This is a genomic window from Polaromonas sp. P2_G11 (assembly GCF_056403595.1).
On the sequence record NZ_JBFUFE010000004.1, the window covers coordinates 112,703 to 130,972 of the forward strand.

The following is an 18,270-nucleotide window of genomic DNA, read 5'->3' on the forward strand; positions in this document are numbered from 1 at the left end:
CAGCTACTATTTTCATAGCACCCCTCTTCATCGTTTCGATTTTCCGGCTTAAAACCTTGTCTTCATTGCCCATTTCTGCGCCTTTGCCGACACCCCTGGACGTGCTCAGCCGGGTTTTTGGCTATGACAGCTTCCGCGGGCCGCAGGAGGCCATCGTGGACCATGTGGTTCGCGGCGGCGATGCCCTGGTGCTAATGCCCACCGGCGGAGGCAAATCACTGTGCTACCAGATCCCGGCCATCGTGCGGCAAAACGCCGGCCACGGGGTCACGGTGGTGATCTCGCCGCTGATTGCGCTGATGCATGACCAGGTGGGCGCCCTGCATGAGGCCGGCGTGTCCGCCGCATTTTTAAACTCGACGCAAAGCTTTGAAGAAAGCAGCCAGCTTGAAAAGCAATTGCTGCGCAATGAACTGACGCTGCTTTATGCCGCGCCCGAGCGCATCAACACCCCGCGCATGAAAGGCCTGCTCGGCTCCCTGCATGAACGCGGCCTGCTCAGCCTGTTTGCGATTGACGAAGCGCATTGCGTGAGCCAGTGGGGTCATGACTTCCGGCCCGAATACCGGTCCTTGAGCCTGTTGCACGAAACCTTCCCGAACGTGCCGCGTATTGCCCTGACGGCGACCGCGGATGCGCTGACACGGCAGGACATGATTGAGCGGCTCAAGCTGGAAGACGCACGCGCATTCGTCAGCAGCTTTGACCGGCCGAACATCCGCTACACCATCGTCGAAAAAACCGACGCCACGCGCCAACTGCTGCGATTCATTGAAAGCGAACACGCCGGAGAAGCCGGCATTGTGTATTGCCAGTCACGCAAACGCGTGGAGGAAATTGCCGAAGCCCTGCAGGATGCCGGTCTCAAGGCCATGGCCTACCACGCGGGTCTGGACAGTGCCCTGCGCCAACAGCGGCAAGACCGCTTCCTGCGCGAGGAAGGCACGGTGATGGTCGCGACGATTGCCTTCGGCATGGGCATTGACAAACCCGACGTGCGTTTTGTCGCCCACCTGGACATGCCGAAAAACATCGAAGGCTACTACCAGGAAACAGGCCGCGCCGGCCGCGACGGCCTCCCGGCCAATGCCTGGATGACGTACGGCCTGCAGGACGTGGTGAACCAGCGCCGCATGATAGACACCAGCGAAGCCGCCAGCGAAGAGTTCAAGCAGGTCATGCGCGGCAAGCTAGATGCCTTGTTGACGCTGGCTGAAGACACGCGTTGCCGGCGTGTCAGCCTGCTGCATTACTTCGGCGAAGACAGTCAGCCTTGCGGTAACTGCGACAACTGCCTGCAGCCGCCGGTGGTATGGGACGCGACCGAAGCCGCGCGCAAGATGCTCAGCTGCATCTACCGCGTGCAGCAGGCCAGCGGCATCAGCTTTGGCGCAGGCCACCTGATGGACATCCTGCGCGGCAAGGCGACCGAAAAAGTATTGCAGTACGGCCACGACAAGCTCAGCACCTTCGGCATTGGCGCCGACCTGTCCGAAGTGCAGTGGCGTGGCGTGTTACGCCAATTGATCGCCAAGGGCATGGTGCGGGTCGACCCCGATGCGTTCAACACGTTGCAGCTGTTGCCTGATGCACGCCAGGTGCTCAAGGGCGAAGTCAGCGTGATGCTGCGCGAGCAGTCGGCCGGCGCCAGTGAACGGCGCAAAGGCAGCTCCAAAAAAGGCACCAAGACCTCCGCCAAAGGCATGGCCGAAGCCTCGCTCAATGCCGGCGCGCTGGAGCGTCTGGCCCGCCTGAAGGCCTGGCGCGCCGAAGTCGCCCGCGAACACAATCTGCCCGCCTTCGTGATCTTTCATGATGCAACCTTGCGAGCCATTGCAGAACGCGCGCCGCAAGGCATTTCCGACCTCGAGGGCATCAGTGGTATCGGCGTCAAAAAACTTGAGGCCTACGGGGCAGAGGTGCTGCGCGTCTGCGCCGGGGCGGACTAGGCCCTTGCAAGCCGATGGCCGATTCCCGTGCGGTGCCGGCCGCCCGGCTGCTTAAGCTGCGCCAGACGTATTGCGGATTTCGACGCTGTCTATGGCGGCCCGCGCAGGGCGCTGCGGTGTCAACAACCCGCGTACCAGGCCAGCGGCGTTAAAGCACCACGACACGACCGAGAACACAGCCTTGGTGGCGCTGCGCTTTCGCCATGTCATCAACAGGAGAGGTGCCGCTGCAATGCAGGAGAAGGCCCCGATGCGCGCTGTCCACGGCATGGGAACCACCAGAACAGCGAGCAACACTGCCCACCACATCAGTACGGCAGCATACAGGCGCAATTCGCGCACCCGCGTGAGCACCAGCCCCAGGTGCGACTCGCCCCAGGCCGCGCGCAGCACTTCGCCCAGGCCGCAGATGTAGCGGCTGCGCCAGCGCCGCACCAGCAACTGATAGGGAGGCGCATCGTGGCCATGGTGCCGCACGGAATCGGTGCCCAGGCGCCACAGTTTCCAGCCCCTGGCATGCAGGCGCATCGCCAGGTCGAACTCTTCATAGCTGTGCAGGTTGCGGTCTGAAAAATACCCGGCCTGCTCCACCGCGGCCCTGCGGTACAGGCCGCCCATGTCCAGCCGGTCCACCATGCCTGCCTGCATATGGCCCAGACCCCGCTCCACACGCGCCACATATTCCAGGCTGCTGGTGTTCAACTCAACAACCTGCCCTCCCACGCCGGCCACGTCGGGGTGCGCCTGCATGAAGGCCAGCGCCTGCGGCAAAAACCCGGGCAGCATTTCCATGTCGCCATCCAGGATGTACACAAATTCGCCCGCCGAATGCTGGTACCCCAGCTGCGGACCGATGCCGCAGCAACGTTCATCGGCGCGTGCCAGCTGCACGATGCGGATGGGATAGGCAGACGCCAGCGCTACGGTGCGGTCGCTGGAGCAGGAATCGGCGAGCACGACCTCGCCACCGACCATCCGGACGGCCGCCAGCGCACTTTCTACCGCGGCCACAATGCGCTTTTCTTCGTTCAGGGCCTTGATGACGATGCTGACCGTGCAAGGCGTTTCGCTGGCTTCAGGAAGCATCGTCACGGCTCCTCAAAATAATGCGGGCCGGCACACCCACGGCAAGGGCTCCGGCGGGGACGTCCGTGATCACCACGGCATTGGCACCAATGTCGACGTCGTCCCCGATCCGTACAGCCCCCAGGATCTTCGCGCCGGCGCCGATATTGACGCGGTTGCCGATGTGCGGCGCCTCGAGCGGCCTGTCGATACGCTGGTTGCCGATGGTGACGCCCTGGCGGATGATGCAGTCGTCCCCGATCACGGCGCGGCCATGCACCACAATCGCACCGGAATGCTCAATCACCAGGCGCCGCCCAATTTGGGCCGAGACACCTATCGTGACGCCGCAAAACATTTCAGCCAGTTTGGCCAGCACCAGGTGCACGGCACCCAGCGGATAACGCACCAACCTGGACTGAAACCGGTAGCGCAGGTGCCCCAGCCGGTACACCTGCAATGCCCAGAAGCCCAGGGACAGGACGCCTTCCTGCGCCACCCGCAAGTCTTCAAGAAAAGCCATTGTTATTGAGCTTTCGTAACATGCATCAAGACGTGAAACCCCTCCCCCGGCCGCAGGCTCCAACGGAGACCGCTCGGGTTTGGGGGATGAAGTCCGCGGCAAGTCCATCAGAACCCGACAAAAGCCGGAGCAGAAAATTCAGCCCTTGCGGAAATGCGGCGCAAGATTCGTACCAATGGACTCACCCGGAACTTGCCTGGCTGCGGTACCACCGGCGCAAGCAAACTGTCAGAAGGCCATTGTGCCGGGGATGATTGGGGTTCCCTGTCAGCCGTATTCCCGCATAAGGTTATGCATCTTTCGCCGTGGTTTGTCTTGGCCTCGTAAGGGCTTGCCCTGAGAGGTACCCGCCATAGTTGGGCTAGCATCCGCCATTGGCATGGTTCGTGCTGATGTCGACCTACTTATTGACTGGAGAATCCCCGTGATCAAACTCGTAAAGAAACATGGACTTGTCGCCCTTGCAGCGGCCGGCCTCACTGTTGCGGCCATGGCACCTGCCCATGCCGGCAAGACACTGGACGCCATCAAGGCACGGGGTCAGGTCATCTGCGGCGTGAACGTCGGGCTGGCCGGGTTTTCCTCTGCCGACAGCAACGGCGCCTGGACCGGGCTTGACGTGGACGTCTGCAAAGCCGTCGCCGCCAGCGTGCTGGGCGACGCCAGCAAGATCAAGTGGGTTCCCCTGAACGCCCAGCAGCGCTTTACCGCCCTGCAGTCCGGCGAGGTCGATGTCCTGTCGCGCAACACCACGTTCTCGCTGACGCGCGACGCCTCTCTGGGCCTGCACATGACCGCCGTCACCTACTACGACGGCCAGGGCTTCATGGTCCCGGTGAAAAGCAAGATCAAAAGCGCCAAGCAGCTGAAAAACGCCACCGTCTGCGTGCAGTCCGGAACCACCACGGAAAAAAACCTGACGGACTTCTCCAAGGCCAACAACCTCAACATGAAGCCCGTCGTGTTTGAAAAGCAGGAAGCCGTCAACGCCGCCTACTTCTCCGGCCGTTGCCAAGCCTACACCACGGATGCATCCGGCCTGGCCTCGGTGCGCAACAAGGAAGCCAAAGTACCGGCCGACCACCTGATCCTGCCGGAGCTGATCTCCAAGGAGCCGCTGGGCCCCATGGTGCGCCGCGGTGACGATGAATGGTTCGCCATTGTCAAATGGGTGATCTACGGCCTCATCGAAGCGGAAGAATATGGCGTGACCCAGGCCAATGTCGATGCCATGACCAAGGAAAGCAAAGACCCGGTGGTCATGCGCCTGACCGGTAGTGGCGAAGACACCGGCAAGCTGCTGGGCCTGGACAAGGAATGGCTGGTTCGCGCCGTCAAGGCCGTCGGCAACTACGGTGAAATCTTCGACCGCAACGTCGGCCCCAAAACGCCCCTGGCACTGCCGCGCGGCCAAAACAACCAATGGAATAAAGGCGGCCAGATGTACGCCATGCCGGTGCGCTGAACGACTCCTTCCGATGCGCTGAACGCAACGGGCCGCTCGCAACCATCCGTTGACGAGCGGCCCGTTTTACTTGGGTAACCGCCTTATGTCCGAGCATTCCCTGATTCCCGCACGGCCGGCGCCGGCGCTGCGGCGCAGAGTTTTTTCCTGGCGCAGCAAGCAGGCGCGCGCCGTTGTTTACCAGATCCTGGCCGTCAGCCTGATCGTCTTCCTCGTGTGGCTGCTCGTGAGCAACACCATGAGCAACATGAAGACGCGCGGTATCCAGAGCGGCTTTGATTTTCTGTTTCAGCCCGCCGGTTTTGACATTGGGGAAGGCTGGCTGAATTACGACTCGATCGATCCCTACTGGAAAGCCTTCCTCGTGGGGCTGGTGAACACCCTTCGCGTGGCCGTGGTGGGCATTGTGCTCACGTCCGTGCTGGGAACCCTGCTGGGCGTGGGACGCTTTTCGCGAAACGCCCTGATCCGCGGCCTGTGCTACGGCTACATCGAGATGTTCCGCAACATCCCGGTGCTGCTGCAGCTGCTGATGTGGTACCTGCTGTTCACGGAATACCTGCCGGCCATTGACCAGGCCCTGCATATCGGCAGCCTGGTGTATATCAGCAAGAACGGCCTGTCTTATCCCTTTCCGGTGTGGCACCTCGGGCAGACGCTGGCCCTCGTCGGCATGGCGGCCGGTGGTGTGGCGGGGTTTGTTTATGCGCGCCGGGCACGCCGCCACTTTGACCAGACCGGCCATGCGCGTCCCGTGTTGTGGGTGGTGCTGGGACTGGTCGCGGCCGGTGCGCTCCTGGGCTGGCTGGCCGGTGGTGCGCCTTCCGAATGGAACCTGCCGAAGCTGACGGAAACCCAAGTGGAGGGTGGCGGCGCGCTGTCGCCTGAATACCTGGCGGTGCTGCTCGGGCTGGTGCTTTACACCTCGGCCTTTGTGGCGGAGGTGGTCCGCGCCGGCATTGCCTCAGTCTCACTGGGCCAGCACGAGGCGAGCGCGTCGCTGGGGCTCTCACGCGGCCACTCCATGCGCCTGGTGGTGCTGCCCCAGGCGCTGAGGGTCATCATCCCGCCGCTGACCAACCAGTACCTGAACCTCACCAAAAATTCGTCATTGGCCGTTGCCGTGGGCTACCCCGACCTTGTGTCGATTGCCAACACCTCGCTCAACCAGACCGGCCGCGCCGTCGAATGCATTGCCATCATCATGCTGATCTACCTCACCACATCGCTGGCCACCTCGGCGCTGATGAACTGGTTCAACAGCCGCGCCGCCATCAAGGAACGCTGACATGAACCAGACCTTTGTTCCCGTCGCGCCCCGCCCGGCCCCCATCAAGATGGAGGGCCCGGGCCCCTGGCTGCGCAACAACCTGTTTTCCAGCGTCGGCAATGCGCTTGTGTCGGTCGGGGTTATCGCCCTGTTGCTGTGGGCCGCATCGTCGGCCCTCCGCTGGGCGGTGTTCAATGCCGTGACCGCCGCCGACGCGGATGCCTGCCAGGCCGCACGCGGCATGGGCGCATGCTGGGGCGTGATCAACGAAAAAGCCCGCATCATCCTGTTGGGCCGCTACCCCCTGACGGAGCACTGGCGGCCGGAGCTGGCAACCTTTTTGCTGCTGGGCCTGGTGGTTGCAAGCTGCAGCCGCTGGTTCTGGAAACCCTGGCTGGGATTGATCTGGGTCGTGGTCCTGACGGCGTTCTTCACGCTCATGAGCGGCGGCATGTTCGGGCTCTCCAAAGTGTCCACCGACCAGTGGGGCGGCCTGCCGCTGACCGTCATGCTGACGGTCATCTCCATGACGATCGCCTTCCCGATTGCGGTGGCGGTGGCGCTGGGGCGGCGCTCCAACATGCCCGCCATCAAGACCCTGTGCGTCATCTACGTCGAGCTGATTCGTGGCGTGCCGCTGATCTCCGTGCTGTTCATGGCCAGCTTCATGTTTCCGCTGTTCATGCCCATCGGCAAATCGCCCGACGTGCTGATCCGGGTGATCGTCGGCATCACGCTGTTTGCCGCGGCCTATATGGCGGAAATCGTCCGGGGTGGTTTGCAGTCCCTCTCCAAGGGCCAGACCGAAGCGGCCGCCAGCCTGGGCCTGGGTTACTGGCAGACGCAGGTCAAGATTGTCCTGCCGCAGGCGCTGGGCGCCGTGGTGCCCAGCATCATGAACAACTTCATCTCGCTGTTCAAGGACACCTCCCTTGTGACCATCGTGTCGCTGTATGAACTCACCGGGGCCCTTTCGCTGGCGGTCGGGTCCGATCCGAACTGGCGGCCGTTCAAGATTGAGGCTTACCTCTTTATCGCCGCGATTTACTTCACCTGCTGCTTCGCCATGTCCCGCTACAGCCTCTGGATAGAGCGGCGGCTGGCTGTGGGCAAGGCCCGTTGACAAAAAAACAAGGACCAACATGAGTGATCCCATCATCCGCTTTGACAAAGTCAACAAATGGTATGGCAACAATTTCCATGTGCTGCGCGACCTGCAGCTGGACGTGCAGCAAGGCGAGCGCCTGGTGATTTGCGGGCCCTCCGGTTCGGGCAAATCCACGATGATCCGCTGCATCAACGCGCTGGAGGACTACCAGGAAGGCAAGCTCACCGTGGCCGGCTCCGTGCTCGGTGATGACATCAAGGCGATCGATGCCGTGCGCCGGCAGGTCGGTATGGTGTTCCAGCAGTTCAACCTGTTTCCGCACCTGACCGTGCTTGAAAACCTGACGCTGTCGCCAACCTGGGTGGCGGGCCTGTCCAAAAAAGAAGCGACCGAGCGGGCCATGCACCAGCTCGAGCGGGTGCGCATCGCGGAGCAGGCACAAAAGTATCCCCTGCAGCTGTCGGGTGGCCAGCAGCAGCGCGTTGCGATAGCGCGCGCGTTGTGCCTCACGCCGAAAATCATGCTGTTTGACGAGCCGACATCCGCGCTGGACCCCGAGATGATCAAGGAAGTGCTGGACGTGATGATCTCGCTGGCCGAACAGGGGATGACCATGCTGTGCGTGACGCATGAAATGGGCTTTGCCAAGGCAGCGGCCGACCGCGTGATCTTCATGGACCAAGGCCAGATTGTTGAACAGAACACGCCCACGGACTTCTTCAATCACCCGCAGACCGACCGGGCGAAGGATTTCCTCTCCAAGATTCTGGGACACTAGAGGAATGTGCCAACTCCTCGGAATGAATGCTGCCAAACCCGCAGACCTTCGCTTTTCATTCACGGGTTTTGCCGCACGCGGCGGTCTGACGGACCATCATGGCGACGGCTTCGGCATCGGCTTTTTTGAAGACAAGGCCTGCCGCATTTTTATGGACAGCCAGCCGGCCGCCACCTCACCCGTGGCCGAGCTGCTCAAAAGCTACGCCATCAAGTCCTGCAATGTCGTGTCCCATATCCGCAAGGCGACGCAGGGCGATCCGCAGCGCCTGGAGAACTGCCATCCGTTCACCCGTGAGCTCTGGGGCCGCCACTGGCTGTTTGCCCACAACGGCGACCTGATCAATTACTTTCCGGCTCTTGGCGGCAACTACCAGTCCGTCGGTACCACCGACAGCGAACGCGCTTTTTGCGCCCTGATGGAAAAACTCAAGGCCATCAGCCCGCGCGAACCCTGCTCGCTGGACACCGTGTTTGACACCCTGTGCAGCATGAGCGAAGGCACGGGCGAGTATGGCGTATTCAACTACCTGCTCTCCAACGGGCAAGCCCTGTTCGCGCACTGCTCCACGCGGCTGTATTACCTGGTGCGGGAATGGCCGTTTTCACACGCCAAGCTCGTTGACGCCGACCTGAGCATCGACTTTGCCCAAACCAATGTCCAGGAAGACCGGTTGTGTGTCGTCGCTACCCAGCCGCTGACGCTCAATGAAAACTGGCAACAGCTGCAGCCCGGGCAATTGCTGTGGATTGAAGGGGGCCGCATCGTGCGGCAGGCGCAGCTGAAGGTCAGCGAGGACGTACGGCGTAAAAACGAAGCCAACCTGGCCTGCGTATAAAAATCAGGCCTCAGACCAATAGTGACGGGCGTAAGCAGCTATTCTTTTGATAGCAGTCCAGCCCTGACGGAGCGTCTGTAACAGCGCCTGTTCTTATTGCATGAACCCCATGGCCCGCCCTTCGCGTACCTCGGGCTTGATGCGGTGCTCGGCCTCCAGCTGGGCCAAAAATTCCTCGCTGGAAAACTCTGCCGCGAGAATATCCACCTGCCGCTTCACGGCCGCGAAATCACCCGGGCACAGCTGCACCAGTTTGCCGAGCCTCTCCCGCAGCGGGGCCGCAAGCCGGTCGGCATCGCCTCCAAGTGCTTCGGTGACAAACATCTGCTCACGCTGCGCGTGAGTCAGCGGCATGAACCTGATCTTGAAGGTGAAACGCCGCAGCGCCGCCTGGTCCAGGCTTTCGAGCAGGTTGGTGGTGCAGATGAAGATGCCGGCATGGCGCTCCATGCCCTGCAGCATTTCGTTGACCTCGGTCACTTCGTAGGTGCGCTGGGCGCCGCGCCTGTCCTGCAGGAAACTGTCCGCTTCATCCAGCAGCAGCACGGCTTTTTCCGATTCAGCTTCGCGGAACATCGCCGCCATATTCTGTTCGGTTTCACCGACATACTTGCTCATCAGGTCGCTGGCCTGCTTGATGATGAGCGGCAAATCCAGTGCTTTGGCGATGTGTTCGGCCAATGCCGTCTTTCCCGTGCCTGGCGGGCCATAAAAACACAGGCTGCCATGGCTTCGGCTTTTCAGTGCTTCAACGATACGCGGCACCTCGAACCGGGATTCGACATTGAGCATGGAAAGGTCATAAGTGGTCGCGTTGCGCCGGCCGGAAGCTTCCGCCCGGTTGCCCAGCGCCACGTCGGCGTTCTTGAGCTGGCGCTCGATCAGCGACTCCATCAACAGCGGCCGCCCGCCGGACAGGATGGCCTGCATGCCTTCTGCGTCCACCTGCGCATCCACTGCGTCTTCGGGCGCGCTGGCCAGCCGCGCAAACCGGACAGCCGTGCGTATTTGCGCGGGCGTCAGGCCCTTGCGGGCCGTCAGCTTGGCCACAAAGGCATCGCTGACCTGAACACCTTCCAGTGTCTTGCGCACCAGGCCTTCACGGGCACCCGGCGGCGGCGACCTGAGTTCGAGGTGGTAGGCAAAGCGCCGGCGAAAGGCGGGGTCGATCTGCTCGATGCGGTTGGTGACCCACAGGGTGGGCACGGTGTTGGATTCAAGGATCTGGTTGACCCAGGCCTTGCCGCTGACCGACCCACTGGCAGGTACGGGCAATTGTTCGGAGCGCGCCATCAGCTGCGCGGCTTCGCTGGAAATCGGCGGAAACACATCTTCCACTTCATCAAACAACAAGGCGGAGTGCGTGCTGCCCTTGAGGAAAACCTGCGCGATTTGCAGCGAACGGTAGCGGTCCCGGCCACTGAGCGAGTTGCCGTCGCGGTCGGCATATTCGACCTCGAACAGGTCCAGGCCGGCGGCCTGTGCCACCACCTTGGCCAGCTCGGTCTTGCCGGTGCCGGGTGGGCCGTAAAGCAGCACATTCACGCCCTGCTCTTTGCCGGCCACCGCATTGCGCAGCAGCGACACCAGCACCTGCGCATCCTCCTGCACAAAAGCGAAGTCCGCCAGACCCAGGCTGCTGTGCGCGGCCGGCCGGGTAAACACAGCCATCAGCTCGTTCTGGTCGCGGTATTCGCGCATCAGCACGGGCGGCAGTTTTTCACTGACCTTCATCAGGTCCGCAAGGTCGGTGATGTTGTGCTCGGAAATCAGGTTCTCGACCATGCCGATGCGCTCCAGGCGCGAGCCGGCGCGCAGCGCTTCGGCAACCTCGGGGGCCTTCACGCCGGCCACATCGGCAATGGCGGCATACGCCTCGGGGGCATTGTTGACCTTGAACTCCACCAGCAGGGAGCGCAGGTCGCGCTGGTAGCGTGCCAGGGTGCCGTAGAGCAGCAGCGCACGCTCGGCCCGGTTGAGCTGCAGCAGGTTGGCCAGTGCATCGATGTTTTTCTCGACCAGGGTGGATTGTTTCTTGAGCGCCTGGGTCAGCCATTCGCCGGTGGCAGCCAGCACCGAGAGCAAGTCCTTGGGCTGGTCCTTCGCATGCTCGTCGAGATAGAAGAACAGCGTGCCTTCTTCATAGGGGCCGCGCCAGGCGCCGTGGCGCGCCATGAACTCGGTGTCGGTCAGGCTTTCATGGCCGCGCCAGAACTCGTTGTCCTTGCAGCGGCGGCCGAGAAACTCGCGCAACCGCTGCACCGCCGGCAGGGGCCACACAAGATGCCGGCCCGAGAGCGAGAGCAGGCTGTTGAGGTCGCGGCGCACATTGAACTTGGCGCCTTGCCTTGCCGCCAGCGTCAGCACGAAATGCGAGCACATCAGGTCCAGCACCGGCGCCTCTTTCAGCCCGGGGGACAGCAGCCACTGCTGCTCGCTAACGGAACGCTTGCTCATGGACAAACCTCCCTTTGCAACTACACGGTTGGTAGACATGCCTGTGAGATACCCTGCTTCAAGACCGGCGCCTCACTGGCTATGAGCACCGCAGATGCGACCTGGTTCAATGAGACTCCACCATAACGCAGCTTGAAGCATCATGGAAGACGCTACTTGTACCCCCACGTGTGAAATGCACCACAGAAACTCCTGCGAAGATGCGCAAAGATGATCCCGCACAATCCCACCATAGCCCCGCAGAGGAATTCCCATGCTCAGTCTCAAAGATATAGAAACAGCCGCCCAGCGCCTGCAGGGCCACCTGCTCGATACGCCCTGCGTGGAGTCCAAGACGCTTTCCCAGTTGACGGGCGCGCAGATTTACCTGAAGTTCGAGAACCTGCAGTACACCGCGTCCTTCAAGGAGCGCGGCGCCTGTAACAAGTTGGCCCAGCTCTCAGCCGACGAACGGCGCCGCGGCGTGATCGCGATGAGCGCTGGCAATCATGCCCAGGGCGTCGCGTACCACGCACAGCGGCTGGGCATACGGGCGGTGATCGTGATGCCGCGCTTCACGCCGGGCGTCAAAATCGAACGCACCCGGGGTTTTGGCGCCGAGGTGGTGCTGCACGGCGATACGCTGGACGAATCACGCACCCACGCGCTGACGCTGGCTGAGCGGGAGGGCCTGGTCTTCGTGCACCCTTACGACGACGAAGCCATCGTCGCAGGCCAGGGTACGGTGGTGCTGGAGATGCTGCACGCGCAACCCGACCTCGAAACGCTGGTTATAGCCGTCGGCGGTGGCGGCCTGATTGCCGGCATGGCCACGGCGGCCAAGGCGATCAAGCCCGGCATTGAAATCATCGGTGTGCAGACCTCGCGCTTCCCGGGCATGGTCAACGCCATCAAGGGCACCCGGCACCCCCAGGGCACCAGCACCATCGCCGAGGGCATTGCGGTGGGGACGCCGGGCGTCATCCCGCAGGCCATCATCGCGAAGCTGGTCGACGACCTGGTGCTGGTGGACGAGGGCGATATCGAGCAGGCCATGGTCATGCTGCTAGAGATCGAGAAAACCCTGGTCGAAGGTGCCGGCGCGGCCGGGCTGGCGGCGCTGTTGAAGTACCCGGAGCGTTTTGCGGGTAAGAAGATCGGCCTGGTGCTGTGCGGCGGCAACATCGACCCGCTGCTGCTGGCGGCCATCATCGAGCGCGGCATGGTGCGCGCCGGGCGCCTGGCCCGCATCAAGGTCAGCGTGCGCGACATTCCGGGCTCATTGGCCAAGATCACCGCCACCGTGGCCGACGCCGGGGCCAATATCGATGAGGTGCATCACCAGCGCGCCTTCACCATGCTCTCGGCCCAGAACGTGGAGATCGAGCTGGTGATCCAGACACGCGGGCGCGACCATATCCAGCAGGTGCTGGCGGCACTGAATATGGCCGGCTTTGAGGCTTCAGAGCAGCACTAAGCTAAGACCCTAGTTCCAGCCGATCACCTCAAAGCCCTTTTCGCTCAGGCAACGCTGCACAAAGCTACGGTAGGTGCTGTTGGGTTTGTCGTTGTGAAACGCACCTGACACCGCACCCGCAGAGCCGCCCACGGCGGCGCCCGCGGCGCCGGAACGCAGTACGCCTTCGCCGCCGCGCCCGGTGATCAGCGCGCCCACCGCCGAAGCCACACCCCCGACGGCTGCGCCTTCACCGGCACGCCGGCCGACTTCGTTGGTGCTTTGCGACGGGCTGAGCCCGGCGGCCGACGCCCGTGACATGCAGGCGCTGGCCTCCGCCTGGCCTTGCGCGTCACCTACCCGGTTAAGGGTGGCGTTGGGATACAGCACGGGCTTTGCCGAGGCGCTGTTGGGACCGCCGGAAGCGCATGCCGACAACAGGGCCAGGGCGGACAAGGCGGCACCGGCCTGGAAAAAACGGAACCGCTGCTGAGGCGCGAAATGGGCTGGGGATTTCATGTATTCCTTCCACAAATAAGCATGGCAAAGGGTACCGCAAGCCAGGCGCCGGGCATCTTTGTCGCCCGCATCTTCGTGTAACCATCTTCATGCGGGTAAAATCTGCGAAGAGTCTCAAGCATTTCAGGAATCACCCCCATGTCCAGTCCAGCCAGCCACACCACCAATGCAGCCCACGACAGCGCCACCCCCGCCCAGGAGCAGGATGCCGTCGACGCGATCGTTCCGTTGATCCCCATTGTTCTGCCCGTGGTGGGCGGCGTGCTGATGTTCCTGCTGGCGTTTATCGCCATCTACATGGCCTGAAAGCCCCCGCTTTCACCCCAAAAGTCCGCATCTCGCGGACTTTTTTGTTTCCAGGCTCCGTGCCCTCTCCCATCTCTCTCGGCCATCTTCAGCCTGTTCATCGAAGAACCAGCCTGAAATTGCGGGCCGAAACGACCGTCCCGGCATTCTTCGCCCCGATGTCATGACTGCCGGAACCCCGGTGTAGCCTATGCATAACCTCATGCCGGTTATGCATAACTTTTGCCTGTAACTTACAGGTAACTCGCGCCGATCTTCTTAAAATGAATTGACTGGCCGACCCGTGGAAGATGAAAAGCAGCCTCACGCTGCCGCTTTTTGTCATTGCGCCGCAGCACTTTTGAAGCTTGCGCACCGCCCGCCGACCGGGACTTGTTTGTTGTGCAAAGGGAAGCTTCCAAGCCTTATTCCGATAAACGTCTCCGTGTCGCAACCACCCAGGTTGCCGCGCGACGTTTCCCGAAATAACGCTTTTTAACTTTGGAGTTTTTTCGATGAACCATCCCGCGATGCAAGGGCTTAACCTCAACACGCCCCCCTACGTCAAGAATGCCAAACTGATTGCCTGGGTCGCCGACATGGTGGCCCTGTGCAAGCCCGACAACATTTACTGGTGCGACGGCAGCGACGCCGAGTACCAGCGCCTGTGCCAGCAACTGGTCGACGCCGGCACCTTCAAAAAACTCAACGAAGCCAAGCGCCCAAACAGCTTCCTGGCCTGCTCCGACCCGACTGACGTGGCGCGCGTGGAAGACCGCACCTTCATCTGCTCGGCCAAAAAGGAAGACGCCGGCCCGACCAACAACTGGATGGCGCCCGCTGAAATGCGCAGCACGCTGCAGCCCCTGTTTGATGGCTGCATGAAGGGCCGCACCATGTACGTGGTGCCTTTCAGCATGGGCCCGCTTGGCTCACCCATCGCGCACATCGGCATTGAACTGTCCGACAGCCCTTACGTGGCCGTCAACATGAAGATCATGACGCGCATGGGCAAGGCCGTGTTTGACGTGCTCGGCCTCGACGGCGAGTTTGTCCCCTGCGTGCACACCGTGGGCGCACCACTGGCCGAAGGCCAGCAAGATGTGAAGTGGCCTTGCAACAAGACCAAGTACATCGTCCATTACCCCGAGACGCGCGAGATCTGGTCCTATGGCTCCGGCTATGGCGGCAATGCGCTGCTGGGCAAGAAATGCTTTGCGCTGCGCATCGCCTCCAACATGGGCCGCGCCGCTTCGCAAGACGGTTCCGGCAACCCGGGCTGGCTGGCCGAGCACATGCTGATCCTGGGCGTGACCTCGCCCGAAGGCAAGAAATACCACGTCGCTGCGGCCTTCCCCTCGGCCTGCGGCAAGACCAATTTCTCGATGCTGGTGCCGCCGGCAGGCTTTGAAGGCTGGAAAGTCACCACCATTGGCGACGACATCGCCTGGATCAAACCCGGCAAGGACGGGCGCCTCTACGCCATCAACCCGGAAGCCGGCTACTTCGGCGTGGCGCCGGGCACCAACATGCTGACCAACCCCAACTGCCTGCGCAGCCTGGACAAAAACGTGATCTTCACCAACGTCGGCCTGACCGACGACGGTGACGTCTGGTGGGAAGGCATGGAGCAGGACGCCCCCGGCAAGGCATTGCCGGCGCACCTGATCGACTGGCAGGGCAAGGACTGGACGCCACAGATCGCCAAGGAAACCGGCGCCAAGGCCGCCCACCCCAATTCACGCTTTACCGTGGCCGCCACCAACAACCCGGCGCTGGACCCGGCCTGGAACGACCCTGCCGGCGTGCCGATTGACGCCTTCATCTTCGGCGGCCGCCGTTCCAACACCGTGCCGCTGATCACCGAAGGCCGCAACTGGGTGGAAGGCGTGTACATGGCCGCCACCATGGGCTCCGAAACCACGGCCGCCATCACCGGCCAGGTTGGCGTAGTGCGCCGCGACCCGTTCGCGATGATCGCTTTTGCCGGCTACAACATGGCCGACTACTTCCAGCACTGGCTCAATGTGGGCCAGAAGCTGGAAGCCTCCGGCGCCAAACTGCCCAAGATCTTCACGGCCAACTGGTTCCGCAAAGGCGAAGACGGCAAGTTTGTCTGGCCCGGCTACGGCGAAAACATGCGCGTGCTGAAGTGGATGATCGATCGCATCGAAGGCAAGGGCCAGGGCGTCGAGCACATTACCGGCGTCAGCCCCCGCTACGAAGACATGAACTGGACCGGCCTTAACTTCAGCGCCGAGCAGTTCAAGACCGTGACCAGCATCGACAAGGCCGCCTGGCAGAAAGAGCTGGAGCTGCACGCCGAACTGTTCAAGCAACTCGAACATCACCTGCCGAAAGAGCTGGAGGAGACCAAAGCCGCGATCGAGCGCCGCCTGGCCGCCTGACCGGCACGCCACGCGCGGGGGCGTTTCGCACAACCTGCGGTACGCCTCATTCCTGGTGCAGTGACTGCGCCAAGGCAAAAAAAAGCCACCGATCCGGTGGCTTTTTTTGTGGGCCGCTGCAAAGAGCGGCGCGGCGTAGAGGCGCCTGGCGCTTAGATGTAGCTGCGGTGGTAAGCCCGCAGTTCCGCACCACCAAGGCGGCGGGCGCGCTGTGACAGACCGGCTGGAGCAGATACCTCATCAACCACAGCTTCAGCAGCGGCAACTTTCGTGTCGGCCTGGCTGCGCAGGAAAGCCTTCAGTTCTGCACCGCCCAGACGGAGGGCGCGCTGTGTCAGGCCGGCCGGAGCGGACACCACGGCTGCGGGGGCAGCAACAGCCTCTTCAACGGCGACTTGCTGACGGGCCATTGCAACTTGCAGGTCGGCCATCACGCGGGGATCGTTCTTGGCGGCTTGCCACAGGCGCTGGTCGGCGCGGGCTTCGGCCAGGCTACGCGACCAGGCGTCCAGGCCGACCTTGAGGCTGACGGCTGCATTGCGCGCAGCGCCGGCGAAAATCGCCAGGACAGCAAAAGCGACAGCCCAGAGGCCGATCCACATGACCAGCAGGTGGCCTTCGGCGACGCTGTCCATCACCTGATAAGCCACCACCATCACGGCGGCCGCAACAGCGGACAACAGCAGCGTGGCCAACCCGCGGGTGCCGGAAAAAGCACCGCCCAGCTGGCGTACGGCACCAAAGGCCGACTCAGCGCGGACAACGCCGGGGTGCTGTGTGGAATATTTGATATTGACGAAGCTGGTCATGGTGAACTCCCTTTGGGTTAACTCCGCTGAACCAAAATTGCAGCGGGTAAGGGGATATTAGGGTTACCACTGATGTTATTCAACTTTATCTTTATGATGTGATTCATTCATATTGGTGATAACCTGAGGTTTTCCGCCCTCTTTTCACCTTCTTTTCACCCTTCAACACCCGCCCCAAGCCCTTGACCCCCCTCAATTTCCGGACCCTGGACCTCAACCTGCTTCGCGTGTTCGACGAAGTAATGGCTGAGCGCAGCCTGACCCGGGCGGCGCGCAACCTGTCGCTGACGCAGCCGGCTGTCAGCAACGCCCTGCGCCGGCTGCGTGAAACCCTGGGCGACGAGCTGGTGCAGCGCAGCGGCCAGGGCATGGCGCCCACCCCGCGCGCCGTGGCGATCTGGCCGGCCGTGCGCGAAGCCCTGCAGCAGTTGCAGGAGTCGCTGGTGCCCAACGAATTCGTGCCCGGCGAAGCCACCACCATCTTTGTGCTGGCCATGGCCGATGCCACCGCGGCTGAATTGATTCCCGGCCTGGTGGAAACACTGGACCAGGAAGCGCCCGGTGTCTCAATTCGCGTGATTCCATTGACCACACGCGACCCGCGGCGCCTGCTGGACGAGGAACTGTGCGACCTGGCGGTCGGCTACTTTCCCTCGGTGCTGGCCGACCTGACGGCCGGCGCGCAAAGCGGCGAGCCCTTGCCCTTTTTGCACCAGCGGCTGTATGACGGCGAATACGTCTGCGTCATGCGCAAAGACCACCCGCTGGCTACCGGCCCCTTCACACTGAGCAAGTTCTGCGCGGCGCGCCACATGCTGGTGAGTTTTTCGGGCCGGCCCTATGGTTTCGTCGACGAAGCCCTTGCCTCCCTGGGCCGGGAACGGCATGTGGTGCTGACGGTCAACCAGTTCTTCACGGCGGGGCGGGTGGTGGCCAACTCGAATTTGCTTACTGTGCTGCCGCGGCATTTCGTCGGGGTGACGGGCATTGCCGACCAGCTGGTGCTGCGCCCCCTGCCGTTTGACGTGTCACCGGTGCACGTGGATACCCTGTGGCACCGGCGTTCGCAACAACGCAGCGCGCATGTGTGGTTGCGGCAGGTGCTGGTGCGTGCGGCCGACAGGGCGTTTTTGGCCTGAAGCCCCTGACCCACCCAAAGGACTGGCCAGCCTGGCTATCCGAAGAGACGTCTACACAGCGCTATAAAAATCATAGCTACTCGCGCAAGTCAGTATTGGGCGAGGGTCATTTTTGATGCCAAAACAGGCAGTTTTGGGTGCAGAAATCGTCGCCCGGGGGCCATTGCTACTGGAGCGCGCTTCTCCAGCACACATTTTTTGCCCATCAAATTGCTGTTTTGG

Annotated in this window: 15 protein-coding genes; 10 read left to right on the plus strand and 5 right to left on the minus strand. The window is 62.3% G+C overall.

The window, feature by feature from the left end; translation table 11 throughout:
• The first annotated feature begins 56 nt into the window (after positions 1-56).
• Positions 57-1,949, plus strand: coding sequence for a DNA helicase RecQ (gene recQ / locus AC1DWQ_RS14700; RefSeq protein WP_477670308.1), 1,893 nt, complete (start codon positions 57-59; stop codon positions 1,947-1,949).
• Positions 1,950-2,000: 51 nt separating this feature from the next.
• On the opposite strand, the gene AC1DWQ_RS14705 is transcribed toward recQ, so the two are convergent.
• Together AC1DWQ_RS14705 and AC1DWQ_RS14710 are read right to left on the minus strand one after the other, a co-directional pair.
• Positions 2,001-3,035 (minus strand): glycosyltransferase family 2 protein, encoded by a 1,035-nt coding sequence (locus AC1DWQ_RS14705; RefSeq protein WP_477670309.1) that lies wholly within the window; start codon positions 3,033-3,035, stop codon positions 2,001-2,003.
• Positions 3,025-3,537, minus strand: coding sequence for a serine O-acetyltransferase (locus AC1DWQ_RS14710; protein WP_457281764.1), 513 nt, complete (start codon positions 3,535-3,537; stop codon positions 3,025-3,027). The genes AC1DWQ_RS14705 and AC1DWQ_RS14710 overlap by 11 nt, the downstream gene beginning before the upstream one ends.
• A 490-nt stretch (positions 3,538-4,027) precedes the next feature.
• Here AC1DWQ_RS14710 and AC1DWQ_RS14715 point away from each other — a divergent pair, with 490 nt between their 5' ends.
• The 5 genes from AC1DWQ_RS14715 to AC1DWQ_RS14735 all read left to right on the plus strand — a co-directional run bounded on the left by AC1DWQ_RS14715 (position 4,028) and on the right by AC1DWQ_RS14735 (position 8,996).
• Positions 4,028-5,002 (plus strand): amino acid ABC transporter substrate-binding protein, encoded by a 975-nt coding sequence (locus AC1DWQ_RS14715; RefSeq protein WP_477670739.1) that lies wholly within the window; start codon positions 4,028-4,030, stop codon positions 5,000-5,002.
• An 85-nt stretch (positions 5,003-5,087) separates the two neighbouring features.
• On the plus strand, positions 5,088-6,290 hold the full coding sequence (locus AC1DWQ_RS14720; protein ID WP_477670310.1) for an amino acid ABC transporter permease: 1,203 nt from the start codon (positions 5,088-5,090) through the stop codon (positions 6,288-6,290).
• A gap of 1 nt (position 6,291) precedes the next feature.
• The gene (locus AC1DWQ_RS14725) at positions 6,292-7,395 is read left to right on the plus strand and encodes an amino acid ABC transporter permease (protein WP_477670311.1); all 1,104 of its coding nucleotides are present in this window, start codon (positions 6,292-6,294) and stop codon (positions 7,393-7,395) included.
• Positions 7,396-7,414: 19 nt separating this feature from the next.
• Complete coding sequence (locus AC1DWQ_RS14730) at positions 7,415-8,158, plus strand: amino acid ABC transporter ATP-binding protein (RefSeq protein WP_457281767.1); 744 nt, start codon at positions 7,415-7,417, stop codon at positions 8,156-8,158.
• A gap of 4 nt (positions 8,159-8,162) precedes the next feature.
• A complete protein-coding gene (locus AC1DWQ_RS14735; RefSeq protein WP_477670312.1) occupies positions 8,163-8,996 on the plus strand; it encodes a class II glutamine amidotransferase in 834 nt (277 codons plus the stop codon).
• A gap of 93 nt (positions 8,997-9,089) precedes the next feature.
• On the opposite strand, the gene AC1DWQ_RS14740 is transcribed toward AC1DWQ_RS14735, so the two are convergent.
• Complete coding sequence (locus AC1DWQ_RS14740) at positions 9,090-11,453, minus strand: ATP-binding protein (RefSeq protein WP_477670313.1); 2,364 nt, start codon at positions 11,451-11,453, stop codon at positions 9,090-9,092.
• Positions 11,454-11,706: 253 nt separating this feature from the next.
• Between AC1DWQ_RS14740 and AC1DWQ_RS14745 the strand changes: the two genes are divergently transcribed.
• Positions 11,707-12,909, plus strand: coding sequence for a threonine ammonia-lyase (locus tag AC1DWQ_RS14745; protein WP_477670314.1), 1,203 nt, complete (start codon positions 11,707-11,709; stop codon positions 12,907-12,909).
• Positions 12,910-12,918: 9 nt separating this feature from the next.
• On the opposite strand, the gene AC1DWQ_RS14750 is transcribed toward AC1DWQ_RS14745, so the two are convergent.
• Positions 12,919-13,407 (minus strand): glycine zipper family protein, encoded by a 489-nt coding sequence (locus AC1DWQ_RS14750; protein ID WP_477670315.1) that lies wholly within the window; start codon positions 13,405-13,407, stop codon positions 12,919-12,921.
• 138 nt (positions 13,408-13,545) lie between these two features.
• On the opposite strand from AC1DWQ_RS14750, the gene AC1DWQ_RS14755 reads away from it, so the two are divergent.
• Together AC1DWQ_RS14755 and AC1DWQ_RS14760 are read left to right on the plus strand one after the other, a co-directional pair.
• Positions 13,546-13,713 carry a hypothetical protein gene (locus AC1DWQ_RS14755; RefSeq protein ID WP_164483721.1) on the plus strand — a complete coding sequence of 56 codons (168 nt, stop codon included), beginning with the start codon at positions 13,546-13,548 and terminating at the stop codon, positions 13,711-13,713.
• A gap of 494 nt (positions 13,714-14,207) precedes the next feature.
• Positions 14,208-16,100 carry a phosphoenolpyruvate carboxykinase (GTP) gene (locus AC1DWQ_RS14760; RefSeq protein ID WP_477670316.1) on the plus strand — a complete coding sequence of 631 codons (1,893 nt, stop codon included), beginning with the start codon at positions 14,208-14,210 and terminating at the stop codon, positions 16,098-16,100.
• Positions 16,101-16,252: 152 nt separating this feature from the next.
• Here the strand turns inward: AC1DWQ_RS14760 and AC1DWQ_RS14765 are convergent, their stop codons facing one another.
• Entirely contained in the window at positions 16,253-16,909 is a 657-nt protein-coding gene (locus AC1DWQ_RS14765) for a hypothetical protein (RefSeq protein WP_477670317.1), read from the minus strand.
• A 182-nt stretch (positions 16,910-17,091) separates the two neighbouring features.
• On the opposite strand from AC1DWQ_RS14765, the gene AC1DWQ_RS14770 reads away from it, so the two are divergent.
• Positions 17,092-18,048, plus strand: coding sequence for a LysR family transcriptional regulator (locus AC1DWQ_RS14770; RefSeq protein WP_477670318.1), 957 nt, complete (start codon positions 17,092-17,094; stop codon positions 18,046-18,048).
• Positions 18,049-18,270 lie beyond the last annotated feature (222 nt).

Excerpts from the sequence above, each read along its gene's own strand:
- AC1DWQ_RS14760 (WP_477670316.1), top strand. The coding sequence starts at position 14,208 with ATGAACCATCCCGCGATGCAAGGGCTTAACCTCAACACGCCCCCCTAC.
- AC1DWQ_RS14730 (WP_457281767.1), top strand. The coding sequence starts at position 7,415 with ATGAGTGATCCCATCATCCGCTTTGACAAAGTCAACAAATGGTATGGC.
- AC1DWQ_RS14705 (WP_477670309.1), bottom strand. The coding sequence starts at position 3,035 with ATGCTTCCTGAAGCCAGCGAAACGCCTTGCACGGTCAGCATCGTCATC.
- AC1DWQ_RS14715 (WP_477670739.1), top strand. The coding sequence starts at position 4,028 with ATGGCACCTGCCCATGCCGGCAAGACACTGGACGCCATCAAGGCACGG.
- AC1DWQ_RS14745 (WP_477670314.1), top strand. The coding sequence starts at position 11,707 with ATGCTCAGTCTCAAAGATATAGAAACAGCCGCCCAGCGCCTGCAGGGC.
- AC1DWQ_RS14740 (WP_477670313.1), bottom strand. The coding sequence starts at position 11,453 with ATGAGCAAGCGTTCCGTTAGCGAGCAGCAGTGGCTGCTGTCCCCCGGG.
- AC1DWQ_RS14765 (WP_477670317.1), bottom strand. The coding sequence starts at position 16,909 with ATGACCAGCTTCGTCAATATCAAATATTCCACACAGCACCCCGGCGTT.
- AC1DWQ_RS14725 (WP_477670311.1), top strand. The coding sequence starts at position 6,292 with ATGAACCAGACCTTTGTTCCCGTCGCGCCCCGCCCGGCCCCCATCAAG.
- AC1DWQ_RS14720 (WP_477670310.1), top strand. The coding sequence starts at position 5,088 with ATGTCCGAGCATTCCCTGATTCCCGCACGGCCGGCGCCGGCGCTGCGG.
- AC1DWQ_RS14735 (WP_477670312.1), top strand. The coding sequence starts at position 8,163 with ATGTGCCAACTCCTCGGAATGAATGCTGCCAAACCCGCAGACCTTCGC.
- AC1DWQ_RS14750 (WP_477670315.1), bottom strand. The coding sequence starts at position 13,407 with ATGAAATCCCCAGCCCATTTCGCGCCTCAGCAGCGGTTCCGTTTTTTC.
- AC1DWQ_RS14710 (WP_457281764.1), bottom strand. The coding sequence starts at position 3,537 with ATGGCTTTTCTTGAAGACTTGCGGGTGGCGCAGGAAGGCGTCCTGTCC.
- AC1DWQ_RS14755 (WP_164483721.1), top strand. The coding sequence starts at position 13,546 with ATGTCCAGTCCAGCCAGCCACACCACCAATGCAGCCCACGACAGCGCC.